The 20,189-nt window shown below is 33.0% G+C and carries 17 protein-coding genes; 13 read left to right on the top strand and 4 right to left on the bottom strand.

From position 1 onward, the window contains the following. The first annotated feature begins 7 nt into the window (after positions 1 to 7). Complete coding sequence (locus ACVC08_RS13945; RefSeq protein WP_452602479.1) at positions 8 to 1,609, top strand: hypothetical protein; 1,602 nt, start codon at positions 8 to 10, stop codon at positions 1,607 to 1,609. Then, complete coding sequence (locus ACVC08_RS13940; protein ID WP_452602478.1) at positions 1,593 to 3,260, top strand: hypothetical protein; 1,668 nt, start codon at positions 1,593 to 1,595, stop codon at positions 3,258 to 3,260. Before ACVC08_RS13945 ends, ACVC08_RS13940 begins: the two co-directional genes overlap by 17 nt. Before the next feature lie 597 nt (positions 3,261 to 3,857). Here ACVC08_RS13940 and ACVC08_RS13935 read toward each other — a convergent pair. From ACVC08_RS13935 to ACVC08_RS13920, 4 genes are all read right to left on the bottom strand, one after another. Next, complete coding sequence (locus ACVC08_RS13935; protein WP_452602477.1) at positions 3,858 to 4,184, bottom strand: YegP family protein; 327 nt, start codon at positions 4,182 to 4,184, stop codon at positions 3,858 to 3,860. A 237-nt stretch (positions 4,185 to 4,421) separates the two neighbouring features. After that, the gene (locus ACVC08_RS13930) at positions 4,422 to 4,664 is read right to left on the bottom strand and encodes a hypothetical protein (RefSeq protein WP_452602476.1); all 243 of its coding nucleotides are present in this window, start codon (positions 4,662 to 4,664) and stop codon (positions 4,422 to 4,424) included. Continuing rightward, the gene (locus ACVC08_RS13925; protein WP_452602475.1) at positions 4,642 to 5,064 is read right to left on the bottom strand and encodes a DUF5675 family protein; all 423 of its coding nucleotides are present in this window, start codon (positions 5,062 to 5,064) and stop codon (positions 4,642 to 4,644) included. Before ACVC08_RS13925 ends, ACVC08_RS13930 begins: the two co-directional genes overlap by 23 nt. A 2-nt stretch (positions 5,065 to 5,066) precedes the next feature. After that, entirely contained in the window at positions 5,067 to 5,822 is a 756-nt protein-coding gene (locus ACVC08_RS13920) for a hypothetical protein (protein ID WP_452602474.1), read from the bottom strand. 227 nt (positions 5,823 to 6,049) lie between these two features. Between ACVC08_RS13920 and ACVC08_RS13915 the strand changes: the two genes are divergently transcribed. The 11 genes from ACVC08_RS13915 (at position 6,050) to ACVC08_RS13865 (ending at position 20,189) form a co-directional block, all read left to right on the top strand. Then, a complete protein-coding gene (locus ACVC08_RS13915; RefSeq protein WP_452602473.1) occupies positions 6,050 to 6,244 on the top strand; it encodes a hypothetical protein in 195 nt (64 codons plus the stop codon). After that, positions 6,244 to 6,891, top strand: a complete 648-nt coding sequence (locus ACVC08_RS13910; protein WP_452602472.1) for a hypothetical protein — start codon at positions 6,244 to 6,246, stop codon at positions 6,889 to 6,891. The genes ACVC08_RS13915 and ACVC08_RS13910 overlap by 1 nt, the downstream gene beginning before the upstream one ends. 607 nt (positions 6,892 to 7,498) lie before the next feature. Further along, the gene (locus ACVC08_RS13905) at positions 7,499 to 8,362 is read left to right on the top strand and encodes an AraC family transcriptional regulator (RefSeq protein ID WP_452602471.1); all 864 of its coding nucleotides are present in this window, start codon (positions 7,499 to 7,501) and stop codon (positions 8,360 to 8,362) included. Positions 8,363 to 8,448: 86 nt separating this feature from the next. Next, positions 8,449 to 8,943: a DUF2938 family protein gene (locus ACVC08_RS13900; RefSeq protein ID WP_452602470.1), complete on the top strand. Its 495-nt coding sequence runs from the start codon at positions 8,449 to 8,451 to the stop codon at positions 8,941 to 8,943. Positions 8,944 to 8,946: 3 nt separating this feature from the next. Beyond that, a complete protein-coding gene (locus ACVC08_RS13895; RefSeq protein WP_452602469.1) occupies positions 8,947 to 10,329 on the top strand; it encodes an MFS transporter in 1,383 nt (460 codons plus the stop codon). A gap of 103 nt (positions 10,330 to 10,432) precedes the next feature. Further along, positions 10,433 to 11,074, top strand: a complete 642-nt coding sequence (locus ACVC08_RS13890; protein ID WP_452599729.1) for a class I SAM-dependent methyltransferase — start codon at positions 10,433 to 10,435, stop codon at positions 11,072 to 11,074. 2 nt (positions 11,075 to 11,076) lie between these two features. Further along, positions 11,077 to 11,781: a DUF2490 domain-containing protein gene (locus tag ACVC08_RS13885; protein ID WP_452602468.1), complete on the top strand. Its 705-nt coding sequence runs from the start codon at positions 11,077 to 11,079 to the stop codon at positions 11,779 to 11,781. A 442-nt stretch (positions 11,782 to 12,223) separates the two neighbouring features. Continuing rightward, positions 12,224 to 12,637, top strand: coding sequence for an HYC_CC_PP family protein (locus ACVC08_RS13880; RefSeq protein WP_452602467.1), 414 nt, complete (start codon positions 12,224 to 12,226; stop codon positions 12,635 to 12,637). Positions 12,638 to 12,745: 108 nt separating this feature from the next. Beyond that, positions 12,746 to 16,453 carry an efflux RND transporter permease subunit gene (locus ACVC08_RS13875; RefSeq protein WP_452602466.1) on the top strand — a complete coding sequence of 1,236 codons (3,708 nt, stop codon included), beginning with the start codon at positions 12,746 to 12,748 and terminating at the stop codon, positions 16,451 to 16,453. After that, positions 16,450 to 17,688, top strand: a complete 1,239-nt coding sequence (locus ACVC08_RS13870; protein WP_452602465.1) for a TolC family protein — start codon at positions 16,450 to 16,452, stop codon at positions 17,686 to 17,688. The genes ACVC08_RS13875 and ACVC08_RS13870 overlap by 4 nt, the downstream gene beginning before the upstream one ends. Continuing rightward, the gene (locus ACVC08_RS13865) at positions 17,688 to 20,189 is read left to right on the top strand and encodes a heavy metal translocating P-type ATPase (protein WP_452602464.1); all 2,502 of its coding nucleotides are present in this window, start codon (positions 17,688 to 17,690) and stop codon (positions 20,187 to 20,189) included. The genes ACVC08_RS13870 and ACVC08_RS13865 overlap by 1 nt, the downstream gene beginning before the upstream one ends.

Genomic DNA, 20,189 nt, shown 5'->3' with positions numbered 1-20,189 from the left:
GTTCGATATGAGTATAAGTGATAAATCGTTTTTAGAACGCTTAAATGAGAACCCGGATTACTTTGAGTTTTGGCAAGACTTCCATGAATTTTGTAAGGATATAAAAATTAATGACAAAGAATACTTTGTCAATTCACTACCAATTATCTTCAAAAAGATTAAAAATGATGGAGCTGGATATGCAATATATCAGGGTTTAAGAAAACTTGCTGTAGAAAAACCATCAGAAGCTATTCAAATTATTGAGCTTATAGAAGAAAAAAATAATAATGAATATCTAAACTTCATTTCTTCTTTGTTAGGTGGGCTATCCCAGAGTAAATCTGAATATGCCTATAAAGATAAAATCCTCAAACTTATTAAAAGCGAGGAAGAAGCTAAAATAAATAGTGGAGTTAATGCAGCATATCAAGTGGTTATTAGCAATAAGCAAGAAGAATTAAAATTCATAAATGAAGTTAGTCAGAATATCATCGAGACCATTGAAAAAAAGAATGTAGAGGATTTAGGCATTATAGCAAGATTTTATAATAAACATTTAAATAACATAAATGATGCAAAAAAAATGGTTGTTCAGTTACTGAATACTAAAAAAGTAGAGGTGCAAAGCGAGGTAGCTAGATCAATCAATGCTGAATTTAATTTTGATAAAGACCCAATACATTTTAAAACTTGTTTAAAATTATTAACACATACTGATTCAAAATACATAGGTGTTTACAACACAATCAACTTTAGATTGAAAGATACTATAAAAGAACATCCAGAGGTAGTTACTGAATTTGTTAATCAATGGATTTTAAATAATAAAGGGAATCTTAAAGGAATTACTGTTCTAAAAGAAATAATTGAGGAGTTGTATTCATCAAACCCCAATACCATTGAAAGTCTTTTTTTAGAATGGTTAAATTCAGATAATAGTATTTACAAAGCTGCTTTACAGTTCGTTATTAGTGATTTAAGTAATCATGTAGATGCTATTGGTCTTCCAAAAGATCAATTAGAAAAATTTACCGAGACGGATGCTCTTTATGTTGTCTTTATGATTGTAGGGAACATATTAGACCGTAAATACGCTTCAGAAATGCTATATAATATTTTAGAGGTACATTTTAATAATGAGCGTATAAGAAATCATATAGCAACGCTTTACGCTAAATATTTAATAATTAATTATTATTCCGTTACTGATATTTTAAAGGAAAAAAGAAAAACAGCCAATCCAATTATAGTTTCAATAATAGATCAAATAATTGAGGTATCCGAACAATACTATAAGCAAGTAACTATTTTGGAAGTGGTAAATGAGTTTGAACCCTCTGATAAAAGAATGACTTATTTTTTAAAGCAACAGAATAAGCAAATGCAAGAGCTTATGGATGCAACAGAAAATAAAAGAAACTCATTTTTAGATTTTGCAACCAAGATTAGTTTGAAGGCAGGCAAATCATTCTTTTCAAAATACAACGGTCAGTATACTGAAGAGAGAGAAATGCAAAACTTTAGAAGTAGTGTTGAGGTAGCAAGAGTACAATATATTGACGAAATAGGTCAAATCAAATCAAGAATAATGTGGCAAAATATGAAGAGAAATGAACTTCCTAACTAGTGAGTATATAGCGCTTCTTAAAGAAGATGGTGAACTTGATGCTTTACTAATTGATATTTTAATTAGTAAAGGCATAACACCTATTTCTAAACCTCAAAAAGGGAGACAATATGGTGTAGATATTGCTGCAATAGGTGTAGACACAGATGGTAAGGAGAAATTATTTTTAATTACAGTTAAACAAGGAAATATTACAAGACAAATATGGGATACTGGACCTACAAGTGTACGTCAATCTTTAAATGATATAAGAGAAACTTATATTAATATATCACTCACGAGAAGTCAAAAAAAACTTCCCAAGAAAATTGTAATAGCAACAAATGGTGAGCTAGAACAAACTGTGCAGACAAGCTGGGGGCAATATACTGAAACTTATAAGGCCAAAAAATTAGAGTACCAATTTTGGGGTATTGACGACATTTCTAAAATGGTTTCTGAAAATTTGTTGTCAGAAAGACTTTTTAATGCCGATATGCGATTGTTATTAAAAAAGACATTAGCATTTTTAGAACTTAAGGACTATGATTTAAACCACTTCGTCAAATTAGTAAACTTAATACTAGACAAACCTATAAAAACAAAAAAGCCTCTTTTAAAAAGATTAAAGTTATTACAAATTTGTTTAAATATTGTATTCAAATGGGCTGAAGATAGTGGTTACATAAAGTCAGCTTTATATGCTGCTGATAAAACCATAATAAAATCATTTGATTGGTTAAATACCCAAAATCATTTTGAAAAGAAATATATTCAGTTAGAGTTTTACAATATTCATGTGTTAAGACGAAAAATAGGGATAGCTTACTTTAATAAAGTAAACGACCATTATTATGTAGAACATAGCATACAACGTTACTCAAAAAATCAAATTGAGTATGGACTAACGGTGTGGCAAGAAATAGGTGTTTTAGGAAGTATTGGTTTAACAGAAATAAAACACTACCTATACCATTTTAATCTTGAAGACAAAAGTTCAGCAAAAATATATGAAGATTCAGTTTTAACTATTGCTCAAGCACTTATTTCTTTTATAAAAGCTAATCCACCTTCTCATTATCCTTTATATGATGAACATTTAATAGATATTGAACCAGCAATGAGATTTCTTTACTTATCTGGCTTCAAAGAAGATTGTAAAAAATGGTTACGAATGATAATTGTAGGTATTAACGACGCCAAAATTCTTAAAGACTTTTTTCCACTATTTAATACTAATTATGAAAACATGGTTGAGTATTATTTAGGCACAAAAAAGCAAAGAGAACAATCATCAATGCTGCTAGCGTTTTTAGCAGATTGGTCAGTGATACTAAACTCTAAAGAAGCTTATAATGATTTACATAAGGTTTTAGAGTTATTTGATAATAAACTTAATCTTCAAATTTGGTTTCCAAAAAAAGAAACTGAAGATATTTATTTAGATAAGGGTTACAGTTTAAAATCGGGAAAAGTGAAGCATTCCATAATGCTTTACGAATCAATTGATGACTATGAAAAAGAGATTCAAGAAGAGTTAGAGCTATTTTCAGCAGAAAAAGATTTTATTGTTGTTAAGTCTGGTTTCGATTTTATTTTATCAATATCTAGTTTACATCATAGAGATTTACCATTCCCTTTTCTTTGGAGAAGACTTATTAAAACAGAATAGAATTCCCCACAAACCAAAACCCAGTTTTTTCGTCCCTCAAAATCCTCTGTCTTTTGGTTTGTTCCGCTCGCCAACACGCTTGTAGTTTTTGGCTGCCAGCCCTCACACAGTACATTGCTTGTTTTGCTTAAAGTACTATTTTTTATCTTTGGTACAGCAAAAAAGCAAAGAGCTGTTTCCAACGCTCACACCAAAAACTACCCAAAGCTATGTTACATAATGCGCAGTTATAGTAGCATTCATTCACTTTCTGTACTATAACGCCATTATGTAAAATATCTGACATTCCCCACACTCAATTCAGAACTGGCATTGAAATTTAGAACAAACAAGGTTGCCACTTTTCCCCACCACCCATTTCAACGGTGTAGGTTACAGCAATTATTAATGTTTTGCCTTGTGTCTGCGGTAGGTGCATTACATTCTCTCAATCCCTTATCAGGGTATCGCTCTTTTCATTTACCCACCTCAACACCGCGCATAAAAAAAGAGCATTTTTTAGAAAATGCCCTTTATTTATCTTTCCAACCGCTTAACATCAATAATCACTTCCACCTACGACACTTTGCCCCGAGAAAAGCGGTAGTCAATGTATATTTAAACTTCTTCAACTGGAGCTTTAGGAGCGTTTGTTTTAACGGATTCTATACCATTTTCCATTCCGGAAGATCCCTCGTACATTTCGCTTGTGCCAATTACTTGACCGTTACTTGCTTTTAGATTAAAATAATGCTTACCGTTACTGGAAACCTTTCGGTCAAATTTACTATCATCTTGTGAGTTGGTTCTAACGGATTCTATACCGTTCATACAACCTGCTTTTGCAGAATATCCTTCACTTGCTAAAATTTTTTGACCATTGCTTGCTTTTAATCTAAAACGGTATTCAGATCTTGCGTCTTGATAAACTTCGAATTTTCCCATAATAATATTTGATATAATTTGTATCTAAATATACTAAAAAAGTGCTTCATTTGAAGCACTTTAGATTATGGTTTTCCTCTTTTTCGAATCCTTTGATGAATCCACTTAATTAAAATGGAAACTATGTAACTAACGATAGCACCAACAATAGCCAAAACAATGGTAGTAATCAAATCCTCAACCCCAATATTAACGATTGATGAAAAGAAAGTACCGCCAATAATGGCAGATTTGGTGTTATAATCCATCGTCATTCTCATCAGTTTCAGTGTTTTCTTCATCAGTAACTACTGCTTGACTTACTGCGGTGGCCACAGTTCCGGCAACGGTCATGTAAGTAGCAATGGTTACCACAATGGCAGGCATCGAAATAGGTGCTGCTATGATAGCACCACCTGCAGTAGCCAATGCAATACCTATGTTTCTTAAGGCCTTGAAAAATTTGGGAGTTGGTTTTTTATAACGTTCTACAATGTTCATAATTTTGTGATTTAATAGTTAATAAAATGTGTTCTTTTCGGTCTTTAGCTTGATATACCAAAGACAACAGTTTTTGCATAGCATCTCTTGAATAAATACCTCTACCAATTCCACTCAAATAAGTTACTGGAGCAATACACCCTTGAAGCTCTTTTAAGGCATCATTAGCCGAATGAATCAGGATAAAACTTCTACCTTTTACATCCTTCAAAATCAAATGATTTTTGAACCTTTTAGAAAAGCGTGGTTCAAGATCATAAACACCTTCAGGAATACAAGAGATATTTCGCTTGTTATCCTTCCAGGGTAACTCAATGGTATGGCAGAGAAACGTATCAGAGCAAAAGAGAGCACCATTGGTACCCTCTTTGAAATACGCTCTGTAAAGTGTCAATTCCATAATTATGGAGTATCTACAATAACAACGGCTAAAGCATTGTAAGCACCATTTTTAAGCTCGTACATTTGCCCGTTTACCTCTTGGTAAAACTCAACACCTAAAACCTGTACAACAGGTAATGTAGAGTTTGCAGTTAATGAAGCTGTCAAAGCTATTGGAGCTGTATCTGCAGAAGTGTAAGGCAGAATTGCTGTCTCATCATTTTCAAATGTTGAGGTTTCATTCTTAAAATCCAATTCAGAAGCACCCATAACCACCTTAAAATGGGTTGTTCCTGTTGGAGCTGCAATTCTAACAGTTGGAGAAAAGGCAGCTATATTTAAAGTTGCATCACCAGAAACACGGTCAAAAGCTTTTGTAAATGCAGCAAATAAAGTTGCACCTAACTTACCATTCAAATTGAATTCAAAGCTTTCTAGTAAGCTTAAATTTCCATCCTGAATTGTTCTCAATCCTCTTTCGTTAGTGGTGTCTGTCTTAACAATAGCCAAAAGATCTTTTGTTAATCTACTTACTACACGTTTGTCTTTTGCATTTTGCAAAAGTACACGAATAGCATTTCGTAATACTTTACCACCTTTACCAGCACGTCCAAATTCAGACCCATTTTCACGCGTTCTCTGAAACGCAGGATCATTCGCAATACGATTGGCATCTACGCCACCTTTTTCACGAGCTAAATGCCCATCTGTAGTTTTATAAAAGGAAATACCACCAATAGTTCCTTTTAGTTTAATAATTCCAGTTTGTTTTGCCATAATAATTCGTTTTTGATTAATATTTCAAATCACGTAACTTTGTGAATTACAGTAAAAAAGTAGATTCCGTTTTTGGTCATACATTCCGATACAACCAAAAACGTCATTAAAATATTGATAACCCTATCGGGTTGTCAACATTTTAACAACGCACCACCACCATAATAGATTAATTAAGTATGTTTAAATCCATAGATAAAGTATACATAAAGTATACATAAAGTATCATGAATATTAAAAGAGCTTGTATATATCCAAAAGACATTCAGCGTATCACTGGAAGAAGTGAGCGCTATGGTCGTAAGCTTTTAAATGATGTTAGAAACTACTTTGACAAAGCACCTCATCAATTTGTTACCACGCAAGAGTTCGCAGAGTATTCAGGTATTAAAATAGAGGTTATTAACCAATATATCTACTAATGAAAAACTCTTTAGAAAAGTCTATTATCTCAAGTGAAATAACAAAAGTAACTTCAGATATCATTGAAATAGGAATAGACGGTTTTTTGGAAGATGGTTTATTGAAGGAGTTGCCAATAGTTAAATCAATAATTGGTATTAAAAATATTGGAGTTGGAATAAAAGACAAGATATTTCTTAAGAAAGTTATGAAGTTTTTATTTGAGATAAAATCAATTCCAGAAGACAAAAGAAAGAAGTTCATTGATAAAATAAATAACAGCTCAAAGTATAGCTCTAAAGTTGGAGAGAAATTGATTGTTATTATTGATAGGCTCGATGATTATGACAAATCAAAATTAGTTGGCATACTGTTTCAGTATGCAATTCAAAAAAGGATTGATTACAATACCTTTTTAAGGCTCTCATCGATTATTGATAATATTTTCTTATCAGACTTTCCCAAGCTAAAATTATTTAGTACAGACCCTAGAAGTATATCGGAATTTGATAAATATCAATTATTTAATGTTGGATTACTTGAAATAATAGGAATAGATGGCAGAACTTTTTTTTATAGTAAGAAGGAAACGCCACCACCTAAAAAACTTCAATTTAAAATGAGTAAATATGGAACTCTAATGATTGAACTTTTATTTGATAAATAAACGTAATCTTCATAATATTTGGTGCAAATTGACTGGTTTTAATGAAGTTAAAACCGTAAATTTGTAGTAAGACGTTCAGATAAAAAACACTATTTCAAACTAACCAATAGGTCAACAGTTCGGTTCACACTGTTTTAGTCTATTTCGTAAAGTATTGATTTTACTGCATAGTGGCAAGTTAGTTATCATCCTGCCACCCCGACTAAAATGAATACCAATAAGAACTAAACCCTGTAAATCGTAAGATTTACAGGGTTTTATGGTTTTTTAGACTATCGTGAGAATGGAATAGATAGTTAAGGTACTTAAAAGGAATAAGGTGATTTAATTTTCGTCTTGAATAAATACTCAATTAAAAGATACTAATTATAAAAAAAACTCAGTTTATCTTTATAGATGAATACTATACAAGCTATTAATAATTACTCAATTTAAAGCCAATAGTAAACGTATAAATATTAGACTGGAAAGAAAAGTAATTGATAATGTAAATAGCATTAAATTGAAGCTAGATAAAAGACCTTTAGCTTAAAGTAGGCAAACTAAAACTCGTCTTTTTTATTTAAATTTGAAGTGTTTAAAATTAATTTAGTTCAATTTAGCCTACATGGAAATCATCCCAGTAAGACATATAAATGTTATTCAAAAAGAACCAAATTTACTGGGGAATTTTACGATTAGAACTCTTCAAGATTTACTTGATGGGAAAGATATGTTTCATGAGCTTCATAGACACGACTTCTATTTTATTTTAATTGTAAAAAAGGGCTTAGGTAATCACGAAATAGACTTTGTTAACTATGAGCTTTCAGATTATTCAGTGTTCATTGTTCGTCCAGGTCAAGTACATCAATTAGAGTTAAGAAGTGATAGCATAGGTTATATGATTCAATTTAATTCTGAATTTTATTCTCCAATTGAAAAAAAGCCTAACGTTTTATTACAAAAAGCAAGCACAAAAAACTTTTATCAATTAAAAGAGGAGGGCTTTTTAAGATTGGATATGTTATTAATGTCAATATCTAATGAATATAAAAGTAGAAGTGAGGAGTATAAGGAAGTTATAAAATCTAATCTTCAAATTCTTTTTATAGAATTGATGAGGTTAAGAAATACAAATACCAAAGGTTCTGCTAATAAAGACTTGTATGTTCAGGAGCGCCTTGAAGAGTTTTTACAATTGTTAGAAACAAATATTACTAGTGAAAAGCAAGTGTCTCAATATGCCAATATGTTGAATTTGTCCAACTACCAACTAAATTCTATAACAAAGCAAACATTAGGTAAAACAGCATCAGAACTTATAAACGAACAAATTATATTAGAATCTAAACGCTACCTTCTGGCAACATCCAATCAAGTAAACGAAATAGCCTATTATTTAGGGTACGAGGATGTTTCTTATTTTATTAGATTTTTTAAAAAACATACCGGTTATTCTCCAGAGGTATTTAGACAAAAACTAAAATAAGTCCTATTCTACTTCATTTTTATCCTAATACTTAAATACCTATCAAAATTACTTTTGCAGTGTAATTTTTAGCATAAGTATATTAAATGAAAATCGTTTATAAAACTATTTTGGTGGGTTTAGGAGCAACGCTTTGTATTGATTTTTGGAAACTCATTGCAAGCTTTTTCGAAATGAAATCTAGAGGGGTGTTGTTTTTAGGTAGATGGCTCGTTTATACATCAAAAGGGCAATTTTTACATAATACTATTATACAAACGCCAAGTGTAGAATACGAAATGTTTTTTGGTTTAATTGGGCACTATAGTATTGGTGTAATATTTGCTTTTTTATTACCATTAGTGTACGGTTATAAATGGTTTTCTAACCCTACATTATTACGCGCAATTATTGTTGGTTTAATTTCGCTTTTACCGCCTATTTTTATAATTCAACCACTATTTGGTTTCGGAATTGCATTTTCAAAAGTACCAAACGCTTCGCAATACCTTCTAAAGGTTTTTATAATTCATCTCATTTATGCCGTTGGCTTGTATTTAACAACGAAAGCTTTGCAACGAATTAAATATTTTAATCAATAAAAAATGAAATCAGATTTAAATAAATGGGTATTAGCGAGTCTTGCACTTTCTACGCTCATGGCTTCTTTAGGAGTTAGTATTGCTAATATTGCATTACCAACCTTGACAGCGGTTTTTTCAACAGCATTTCAATCTGTACAATGGGTTGTCATTTCATATCTTTTAATTATTACAGTAACTATTGTTAGTTTAGGAAGGTTGGGGGACATTTTTGGTTTGCGGCGTATGTTAATGATTGGTGTTACTATATACACTTTTGCATCTCTTATATGTGGTATAGCCTCTAAATTATGGGTGTTAATTTTAGCACGCATTTTTCAAGGATTAGGAGCTGCTATTTTAATAGCACTCTCGTTGGCTTTTGTTCGTGAAGCGGTTTCAAATAAAAAAACAGGTAGAGCTATGGGCGTATTGGGTACAATGTCTGCAATAGGCACAGCGTTGGGCCCAACACTAGGAGGAGTATTGATAGAGAATTTTGGATGGAGAGCTATTTTTTTGTTTATGATTCCATTAGGCATTTTAAATATATTTTTAATATATAAGTACCTGCCAATAACTAAAACGAAAGTTAAACTTGAAAGTAAAAAAATAGGTTGGATAGGAATATTCTTATTAACAATAACTCTAGTTTCTTATACATTGGCAATGACCATTGGTAAAGGAAACTTTAATTGGATAAATGCTCTATTGCTTTTACTCACTGCTATTGGTGTAAGCATATTTGTTTATTGCCAAGCTAAAGTAAAACCCCCATTAATACCATTGTCTGCATTTAGAAACAGAAACTTAAGAGCGAGTTTAACTATAAATTCTTTTGTATCTACTGTAATGATGGCAACATTAGTTGTTGGACCATTTTACCTATCATTAGCATTAGGCCTTAATGAAACTTATGTTGGGTTGGTTATGTCTGTTGGGCCAATAGTTTCTGCTCTTACAGGAATTCCCTCTGGTCGTATTGTAGACCGTTTTAGTTCAACAGTAATTGTAATTATGGGCTTGTTGGTTATGACGCTTGGTGCTTTTGCATTATCAATTTTACCCAATCTATACGGTGTTGTTGGCTATATAATTGCACTCGCAATTTTAACACCAGGATATCAACTTTTTCAAGCAGCTAATAATACGTCTGTTATGGTTGGAGCCAAAAAAGATCAACGTGGTGTTATCTCTGGGGTGCTTAACTTATCACGTAATTTAGGCCTTATTACAGGCGCATCTGTTATGGGTGCATTATTTGCGTATGCAGTAGGTACAAGCAATTTTAATCTAGCTCAAGCACAAGATATTTCAAGAGGAATGAATATAACATTTATCGCTGCTGGAATTTTGATAACCATAGCTGTAATTATTTCGTTGGTTATACGGAAAAAAGCTATTTAGGCTGTTCATAATTTAGCATTTGTCCAATACTACTTCAAATTTGTCCTAGCAAATAACTTCAGTATGGTAATAATTTTACATCGATAATAAATCGAATACAATTATGGAAAAACAAGGTGAATTAAAATATAAAGAATTTTGGAATGAAAGATATCAAGATTCCAATTTTGCTTATGGCAAAGCACCCAATATGTTCTTTAAAGAGCAGATACAACAATTAAAGCCAGGAACAATATTATTGCCGGCAGATGGAGAAGGTCGTAATGGCGTATTCGCTGCAAAGTTAGGATGGAAAGTGACAGCTATAGATTTAAGTAAAGAAGGGCAAAAAAAAGCATTACAACTAGCATCAGAACAAAATGTAAATATTAATTATGTTGTAGGTGATATAGAAAAAGTTGAATTGTTAAATGAGTCTTTTGATGCTATTGCTTTAATCTACGCGCATTTTTCATCATGGAAAATTTCAACTATTCATAAAAAGCTAATTCAACTTCTAAAGGAAAATGGAACGATAATTTTTGAAGCTTACAGCAAAAAACATTTAGCATATAAAGAAGCAAACCCTAAAGTTGGAGGTCCTAGTGATATAAATATGCTATTCTCTTTAGAAAAAATACAAGCAGATTTCAAAGGATTTAAAATACAGGTATTAGAAGAAAAAGAAGTAATCTTAAATGAAGGAGAATTTCATAAAGGAACAGGGAGCGTCATCAGATTTGTAGGTAAAAAAGTATCGCACTAAAAATGAGAAGTGTACTAATTATATGCCTTTTTATCTTTACTGTTTTTAACGCTAAAGCTCAAAAAGCTGACCAATTTAATTCATGGTGGTATTATTCAGGAAAATATCGATTGACCAAAAAAATTAATATTGAAACACTATATTCTTGGAGTAGACATGATTTTATTGAAGAGTGGCAACAATCGAAATTTAAACTTGGAGCAAGCTACAACTATTTAAAAAATCTAAGTTTTGGTGCTGGTTACGAGTGGATAGTATTATTCCCCTATGGTGCACATCCTGTTCCAGAGAAAAGAACCGAACATAGAATCTATGAGTATTTTACTATAAAAAATAAAATTAAAAAAGTTTCGGTTAATTACGGGATGCTGCTAGAACAACGTATTATGAAAGATAAAACAAGGCATAGATTGCGACTTATACTTGCAGCAAAAACTCCAGTTTTGCGTTCTAAAGAAGGAAAAATGCTAATAGGTTTTTCGCTTTCTAATCAAGTATTTTTAGATATTGATAAATATGCCAAAGGGAACAATTTTAGCCAAAATAGAATTTATGGTGGTTTTGATATCCCTGTTAGTAGTGCCTTTACGTTAAGCTTGGGCTATATGAATCAATATATTATTATAAATAAGACTAGAATAGAAAATGACCATACATTAATGGTAGGACTGTTTCACAGGTTAGACTTCATAAAAAAAATAAAATGATTACAATAACAGACAGGTTAAAAATAAATGTGAAATCAGATATTCAATAGCGAAAATAGTCACTTCTATTTTAAAGGGACTTGGCTATACATGTAGTATACATTTAGTTAGTTTGGAATATCAATACAACTATACAAATAGGATGATGTAGAAAGAGCTAGATTACCTTATGTTTTTGCTACTTTTATAATATATTCTATAGAAATTATTTTGGGTGAAAGAGAATTTAATTTTAAACAATTAGTTTTATTAATTATTTCTTATAATAACAATAATTACCAACCCAAAAACAATTGAAACTAAACACAACTTTCTAGATAAAACATAAAATGCAATACAACATCTTTTTACACAAATTGTTAAGCTTACAATAGGTTGTTTTCTTTAAAGCAAAGTTAAAATTGATTTCATTTGAATTTAAATTTATACTTTTGTATTCTATATGAAACAAGTATTCCATAAAATAATGTCCTTGTTAATGGCTTTTGTAGTATTATTTTCTACAATGTCATTTACTCTAGATATGCATTATTGTGGAGACATTTTAGTAGAAACGGCATTGTTTCATAAAGCCAAAGGCTGTGGTATGGATATGCAAAAACCTTCAACCGAAGGATGTTCTATAACCAAGAAAAACTGTTGTAATGATGAGCAATTAGTTGTTAGCGGACAAGATGAGCTACAATTGCAAATAGACAAAATTTCATTCGAGCAGCAAGTTTTTATCGCTTCCTTTGTTTACACATATAGTAACCTTTTTGAAGGCTTAGATAAAAACGTTAGTTTTTATGAAGCATACAAACCACCACTCGTCGTTAAACAACTCTACAAGATTGACGAAACGTATTTAATCTGATTTTTAAATAATAGACTTTTTTATCCAGTGGATTATTTCCATTAGGATATTTCCTCGTATTCGGTGTTTTCTTAACATCAATGTCTAATTATTTAATTATCAGAATCAATGCTAAACAAAAGCATCAAATTTTTAATAGAAAACAAACTTGTTGCAGTACTATTACTAGCCCTTTTTATAGGGTGGGGAACAGTCAATGCACCTTTTAATTGGGAGACAGGCTTTTTACCAAGTAACCCAGTCGCTGTAGATGCTATACCCGATATTGGCGAAAATCAGCAAATAGTATTTACCAAGTGGGATGGTCGTTCACCACAAGACATAGAAGACCAAATTACCTACCCATTAACCACATCACTTTTGGGTATTCCGGGAGTAAAAACGATTCGAAGTTCCTCTATGTTCGGCTTTTCAAGCATCTATATTATTTTTAAAGAAGATGTAGAATTCTATTGGAGTAGAAGCCGTATTCTAGAAAAACTCAATTCTTTACCCAGCAGTTTATTACCCGAAGGCGTTAACCCTGCATTGGGGCCAGATGCTACAGGCTTAGGGCAAATATTTTGGTACACACTAGAAGGTCGTGACGAAAAAGGCAAGGTTACAGGTGGCTGGGATTTACACGAACTGCGAAGCATTCAAGATTATTACGTTAAATACGCATTATCCTCAGCAAGTGGTGTGTCTGAAGTCGCTTCAATTGGAGGATATGTTCAGGAATATCAAGTCGATGTAAATCCAGAATTAATGCGTCAATATAATATAGGATTGCACCATGTTGTAAAAGCAGTAAAAGAAAGCAATAAAGATATAGGTGCGCAAACATTAGAAATTAACCAAGCCGAATATTTAGTGCGTGGATTGGGGTATGTAAAATCTATTGCAGACCTTGAAAATGCAGTCGTTACTTCCAAAGATTTTGCAGCAATAAAAATAAAAGACATTGGTAAAGTGTCTTTGGGGCCAGCAACCAGAAGAGGTGTTTTAGACAAAGAAGGCGCAGAAGTAGTTGGTGGAGTTGTAGTGGCTCGTTATGGTGCAAACCCAATGGAAGTAATTAACAATGTTAAAGCTAAAATTAACGAATTAAGTGCAGGGTTACCCTCAAAAGTATTGGCGAACGGAAGCACCTCGCAAGTAACTATAATTCCTTTTTACGATAGAACCGAACTCATTCAAGAAACATTAGGTACACTTAATGAAGCCTTGACTTTAGAAATACTAATTACCATTTTGGTTATTATCATTATGGTCTTTAACCTTCGCGCTTCAGTATTAATTTCTGGACTATTACCTGTTGCAGTTTTAATGGTATTTATTGCTATGAAACTCTTTGGAGTCGATGCTAATATTGTTGCATTATCAGGTATTGCTATTGCTATTGGTACTATGGTAGATGTCGGTGTTATACTATCAGAAAACATCATTAGGCATTTGGACGAAGATGATGGAACACTATCCATTAATACAATAGTTTACAACGCTACAGCCGAAGTATCTGGTGCCATAGTTACTGCCGTTATGACAACAATTATCAGTTTCATTCCTGTATTTACAATGATTGGTGCAGAAGGTAAATTGTTTAGGCCATTAGCCTATACAAAAACCTTTGCATTAACAGCATCAATAATCGTAGCATTATTTTTAATTCCGCCATTTGCTGCCTATTTATTCAGAAAGAAAAGTATTAAATCACAGTTTAAGTATGTTTTAAATAGTGTTTTAATAGTATTAGGGATTGTTGCTATAGCTTACAGTTACTGGTTAGGATTAATATTAATAGCCTTTGGCGGTACGGCACTTTTTAATCTTCAAAAAAGAATAACACAGAAACAAACAAACCTCATTAATATTACTATTTCAGCATCAGCTATAGTTGTCCTTTTAGCCGAATATTGGAGACCATTAGGTGTAGATAAAAGCATCTTTTGGAACCTCATTTTTGTAGGAATTGTTTGCTTTGGTTTGCTAGGAATTTTCTCATTATTCATCAAATTCTACACACGTATTTTAAGATGGTGTTTAAATAACAAGTTATTATTCCTATCCATACCAACAACCATAGTTATAGTTGGGTTTTTCATTATGAAAAATACAGGCAAGGAATTTATGCCATCGTTAAACGAAGGCTCATTTTTATTAATGCCAACTTCTATGCCGCATGCTGGAGTAGAAGAAAATAAACGTGTACTACAACAGTTAGATATGGCGGTTGCTAGTATTCCAGAAATTAAAACCGTAGTTGGTAAAGCTGGGCGTACAGAGTCGGCATTAGACCCCGCACCATTATCAATGTATGAAAACATCATTCAGTACAAGCCAGAATATATGCTGAATAAAAAAGGAGAACGCCAACGTTACAAAGTAAATGATGAAGGATTATTTGAGTTGAAAGAAGGAAGTACTGTTGCAAACCCTAATACTACTGAAAATACTGTATTAACAACAATAGAAAAATCTCAATTAATAGAAGATAACAACGGTGAATTCTATCGTAATTGGCGACCCAAAATACAATCTCCAGACGATATCTGGAAAGAAATCGTGAAAGTAACAAAACTACCTGGCGTTACTTCTGCACCCAAGCTACAACCTATAGAAACCCGATTGGTAATGCTTCAAACAGGAATGCGTGCACCAATGGGAATTAAAGTAAAAGGACAAGATTTAAAACAAATTGAAGCCTTTGGAGTGCAATTAGAAACTATCATCAAGCAAGCAGAAGGTGTTAAAAAAGAAGCTGTTTTTGCAGACCGAATTGTTGGTAAACCCTATCTGTTAATTGATATAGATAGAGAGAAAATAGCACGCTATGGTATATCTATTGATGATGTGCAAAGCGTTTTAAAAGTTGCTGTTGGCGGAATGGTGTTAACTCAAACCGTTGAAGGACGAGAACGTTACGGCGTTCGTGTACGTTACCCAAGAGAATTAAGAGCAAACCCAACCGATTTAAAACAGATTTATGTACCCGTAGAAAAAGGAAGCCCTGTGCCTTTAAGTGAATTGGCAACCATTCGTTACGAGCAAGGCCCGCAAGTTATTAAAAGTGAAGACACTTTTCTAGTAGGCTATGTATTGTTTGATAAATTAGATGGCTTTGCAGAAGTTAACGTAGTTGAGAATGCACAGAACCTCATTCAAAATAAAATAGATTCTGGCGAATTGACTGTGCCAAAAGGTATTAACTACCAATTTACAGGAACGTACGAAAATCAACTGAGGGCAGAAAAAACCTTATCTGTTGTCGTGCCTTTAGCATTGGCTATTATCTTTTTAATCCTGTATTTTCAATTTCGTTCGGTGGGCACATCTTTAATGGTGTTTACAGGTATAGCTGTGGCATTTTCAGGAGGTTTTATCATGATTTGGTTATATGGCCAAAACTGGTTTTTAAACATTAATTTCTTTGGCGAAAACCTTCGAGACTTGTTCCAAATGCACCCTATTAACTTAAGTGTAGCCGTTTGGGTTGGTTTCATTGCTCTTTTTGGTATTGCAACGGATGATGGTGTTGTAATGGCAACCTATTTAACACAAACGTTTAACAAAAACACACCACAAAACATAAAAGAAGTGAAAGCATCGGTTGTTGAAGCAGGAGAAAAACGAATTAGACCCTGCCTAATGACAACAGCAACTACCATATTGGCATTACTGCCAGTGTTGACATCTACAGGTCGAGGAAGCGATATTATGATACCTATGGCCATACCAAGTTTTGGCGGAATGCTTATCGCTTTAATTACCCTATTTGTAGTCCCTGTTTTATATAGCTGGAAAGCAGAAATTCAACTTAAAAAAAGAACAAAATGAAATATTTAAAATTGAATATAAAATTAGTCTTGACTCTAGGCCTTTGTTTCTTTTTTCTTAAAGGAAATGCACAACAATTGCAAACCCTAATTGATGAAGCATTAATGAACAATCCTGAAATTCAAAAATTTGAACTACAATATAAAAGAGTTTCAGAAAAAGTAGAAGAAGTTAACACACTTCCAAATACCGAATTTGGTGTCGGGTATTTTATAAGCGAACCAGAAACGAGAACGGGAGCACAACGTTTTAAAGTATCTGCCAAACAAATGTTACCATGGTTTGGTACAATAACATCACGTAAAAATTATGTGAGCTCGTTAGCAGATGCAAAATATGAAGACATTGTTATTGCCAAACGAAAATTAATGGCTTCGGTATCTCAATCCTATTATAAACTATATGCTAACAAAGCAAAACAAAAAGTATTAGGAGAAAACATCGAGCTGTTAAAAACGTATGAAACTATGGCGTTAACCTCTGTAGAAGTCGGTAAAGCATCAGCAGTAGATGTATTACGATTGCAAATGCGTCAAAATGAAATACAGCAACTAAAAGACGTTTTAAAGCAACAGTATTTAGCAGAACAAACTCATCTTAATAATTTTTTAAACAGGGAAAATGATATTGCAGTTACTGTAGTAGATCGTTTAATGATACCTTCAGAAGACTTTGAAATCGCTACTGAAAATTTAGCATTACATCCAGAGTTGTTGAAATTTGATAAACTCTACCAATCCATAGAACAATCAGAATTGTTAAACCAAAAAGAGAGTAGCCCAATGATTGGTTTTGGATTAGATTACATCAATGTTTCCGAAAGACCTAATATGAAGTTTTTAGATAACGGAAAAGATATTGTAATGCCAATGGTTTCGGTATCCATACCAATTTTCAACAAAAAATATAAATCCATTACCAAGCAAAATAAGTTGAAACAACAAGAAATTTATTACCAAAAACAAGAACGTATAAATACTCTAGAGACACTATTAGATAAAGCTATTAATGAACGCATTGCTGCAAGAATAAGCCATACAACACAAACCAGAAACTTAAAGCAAGCCAAAGATGCAGAGCAAATTTTAGTTAAAAGTTATGAAACTGGAACTATTAATTTTAACGATGTATTGGATATTCAAGAACTGCAATTGAAGTTTCAAATAAACCAAATTAAATCGGTAAAGACCTATTATATAGAAACCACGATAATTAATTATTTAACCCAACAATAATGAAACACACCTATCATATACACGGAATGACTTGCAATGGTTGCCGTAGTCACGTAGAAGAAACGCTCTCTAAAGTAGAAGGTGTTACAAAAGCTATAGTTAGTTTAGAAAAGGCAGAAGCTACTATTGAAATGGAATCGCATATACCCATAGAAACATTTCAGAAAGCGTTAAAAAATGATGGAGATAGATACAGTATCCATAAACAAAGAGAGCATCATCAACATTCTGAAGATAAAAAGAAAAAACAACCTAAAGGAATAGGAACAGGCACATTTTATTGCCCTATGCACTGCGAAGGCGATAAAACCTATAACAAACCTGGCGATTGCCCAGTTTGTGGAATGGATTTGGTAGAAGAGCAAAACTTATCGGTAATCTCAAAGGCGCAATGGACATGCCCAATGCATCCAGAAATTGTTAAAGACGAAGCAGGGGCGTGCCCTATTTGTGGGATGGATTTAATACCCCTGCAACCCGACCTTTCAGCAGAAGAAAAGACCTATAAAAAATTAGTAAAAAAGTTTTGGATAGCTTCAGTATTCACCTTACCAATCTTTTTAATAGCAATGAGCGAAATGCTCAATAATAACCCGTTATACAATATAATGGAGCAGAAATACTGGAATTGGGTACAGTTTGTACTATCCATTCCTGTGGTTTTTTATGCCACTTGGATGTTCTTTGAACGGGCTTATAAAAGTATTAAAACATGGAACCTTAATATGTTTACACTTATTGGTATTGGAGCAGGAGTAGCGTGGCTATTTAGTGTTTTTGGAATGGTATTTCCAGAGATATTTCCAAATCAATTTAAAACCCAATCGGGAGCCGTACATGTCTATTTTGAAGCAGCAACGGTAATATTAACATTAGTGCTTTTAGGGCAATTATTAGAAGCTCGTGCCCATAGTAAAACAAATTCTGCAGTAAAAGAATTATTAAAATTAGCACCAAATAAAGCACAGAAAATTGTAGATGGTAAAGAGATTGAAGTTAGTATAGACGAGATAAAACTCAACGATATCCTTAAAGTAAAACCAGGCGATAAAATTCCTGTAGATGGTGTAATAACCGAAGGTAATACAAGCATCGACGAATCCATGATTACTGGAGAGCCAATTCCAGTAAATAAAACTAAAGATGATAAAGTAAGTAGCGGAACCATCAACGGAAATCAATCCTTTTTAATGAAAGCAGAGAAAGTAGGAAGCGACACCTTACTATCTCAAATTATTCACATGGTCAATGATGCTAGTAGAAGCCGTGCACCTATTCAGAAATTAGCAGATAAAGTTTCGGGATATTTTGTACCAGTGGTAGTTATCATATCTGTAGCCACCTTTATTGTATGGTCTATTTGGGGACCAGAACCCGCTTACGTGTATGCGCTGGTCAATGCCATTGCCGTTTTAATCATTGCATGCCCGTGTGCATTAGGGTTGGCAACACCAATGTCTGTAATGGTTGGCGTGGGTAAAGGTGCGCAAAACGGAGTATTAATTAAAAATGCCGAAGCCCTTGAAAAAATGGATAAGATAAACACACTTATTGTAGACAAAACAGGGACTATAACCGAAGGTAAACCAACTGTAGAAACCGTAGGAACTTTTAATGATGGTTTTAGTAAAGAGAAAGTGTTGCAGTACATCGTTTCATTAAATAGTAATAGCGAGCATCCTCTGGCAGAAGCTACTGTTAAATATGGAAAAGCACAGAATGTAGAAGTTTTACAGTCTAAAGATTTTAGTGCAGTTACTGGAAAAGGTGTTGAAGCTACAATAGATGGTAAGAAAATAGGATTAGGAAACCCTAAAATGATGGAATATGTTAAAGCAGACATAACATCTAAAATGAAGGAAGAAGCTAGAACCTACCAAAAGCAAGGTAAAACGGTGTCTTATTTAGCAATAGATACTAGTGTTATTGGTTATGTGGTTATTGGCGATAAAATAAAAGAAACTAGTGCCAAAGCTATTAAAGCACTTCAAGATAAAGGTATAAGTGTTATCATGCTTACAGGCGATAATCACGATACAGCACAAGCAGTAGCTTCCGAACTAAATCTGGCAGATTTTAAAGCGAGTATGCTACCTGAAGATAAACTACAAGTGGTAGAAAAGCTACAAGAAAACGGAAAAGTGGTTGCTATGGCTGGCGATGGTATTAACGATGCGCCAGCATTGGCTAAAAGCGATGTCGGCATTGCTATGGGAACAGGAACAGATGTCGCTATTGAAAGTGCCATGATAACCTTGGTAAAAGGCGATTTACATGGTATTGTAAAAGCAAGAAACTTAAGTGATGCCGTAATGAAGAATATTAAACAAAACTTATTTTTTGCGCTCATTTACAACACCTTAGGAGTGCCCATTGCAGCAGGTGTATTATTCCCATTCTTTGGAGTTTTATTATCACCTATGATAGCGGCATTAGCTATGAGTTTTAGTTCTGTTTCGGTTATAGCAAATGCCTTACGATTACGAACAATTAAAGTTTAA

This window comes from Pontimicrobium sp. MEBiC06410 (genome assembly GCF_053601615.1).
The sequence above is the reverse complement of the archived record's forward strand: the minus strand, read 5'-3'. Positions and strand labels throughout refer to the sequence as shown.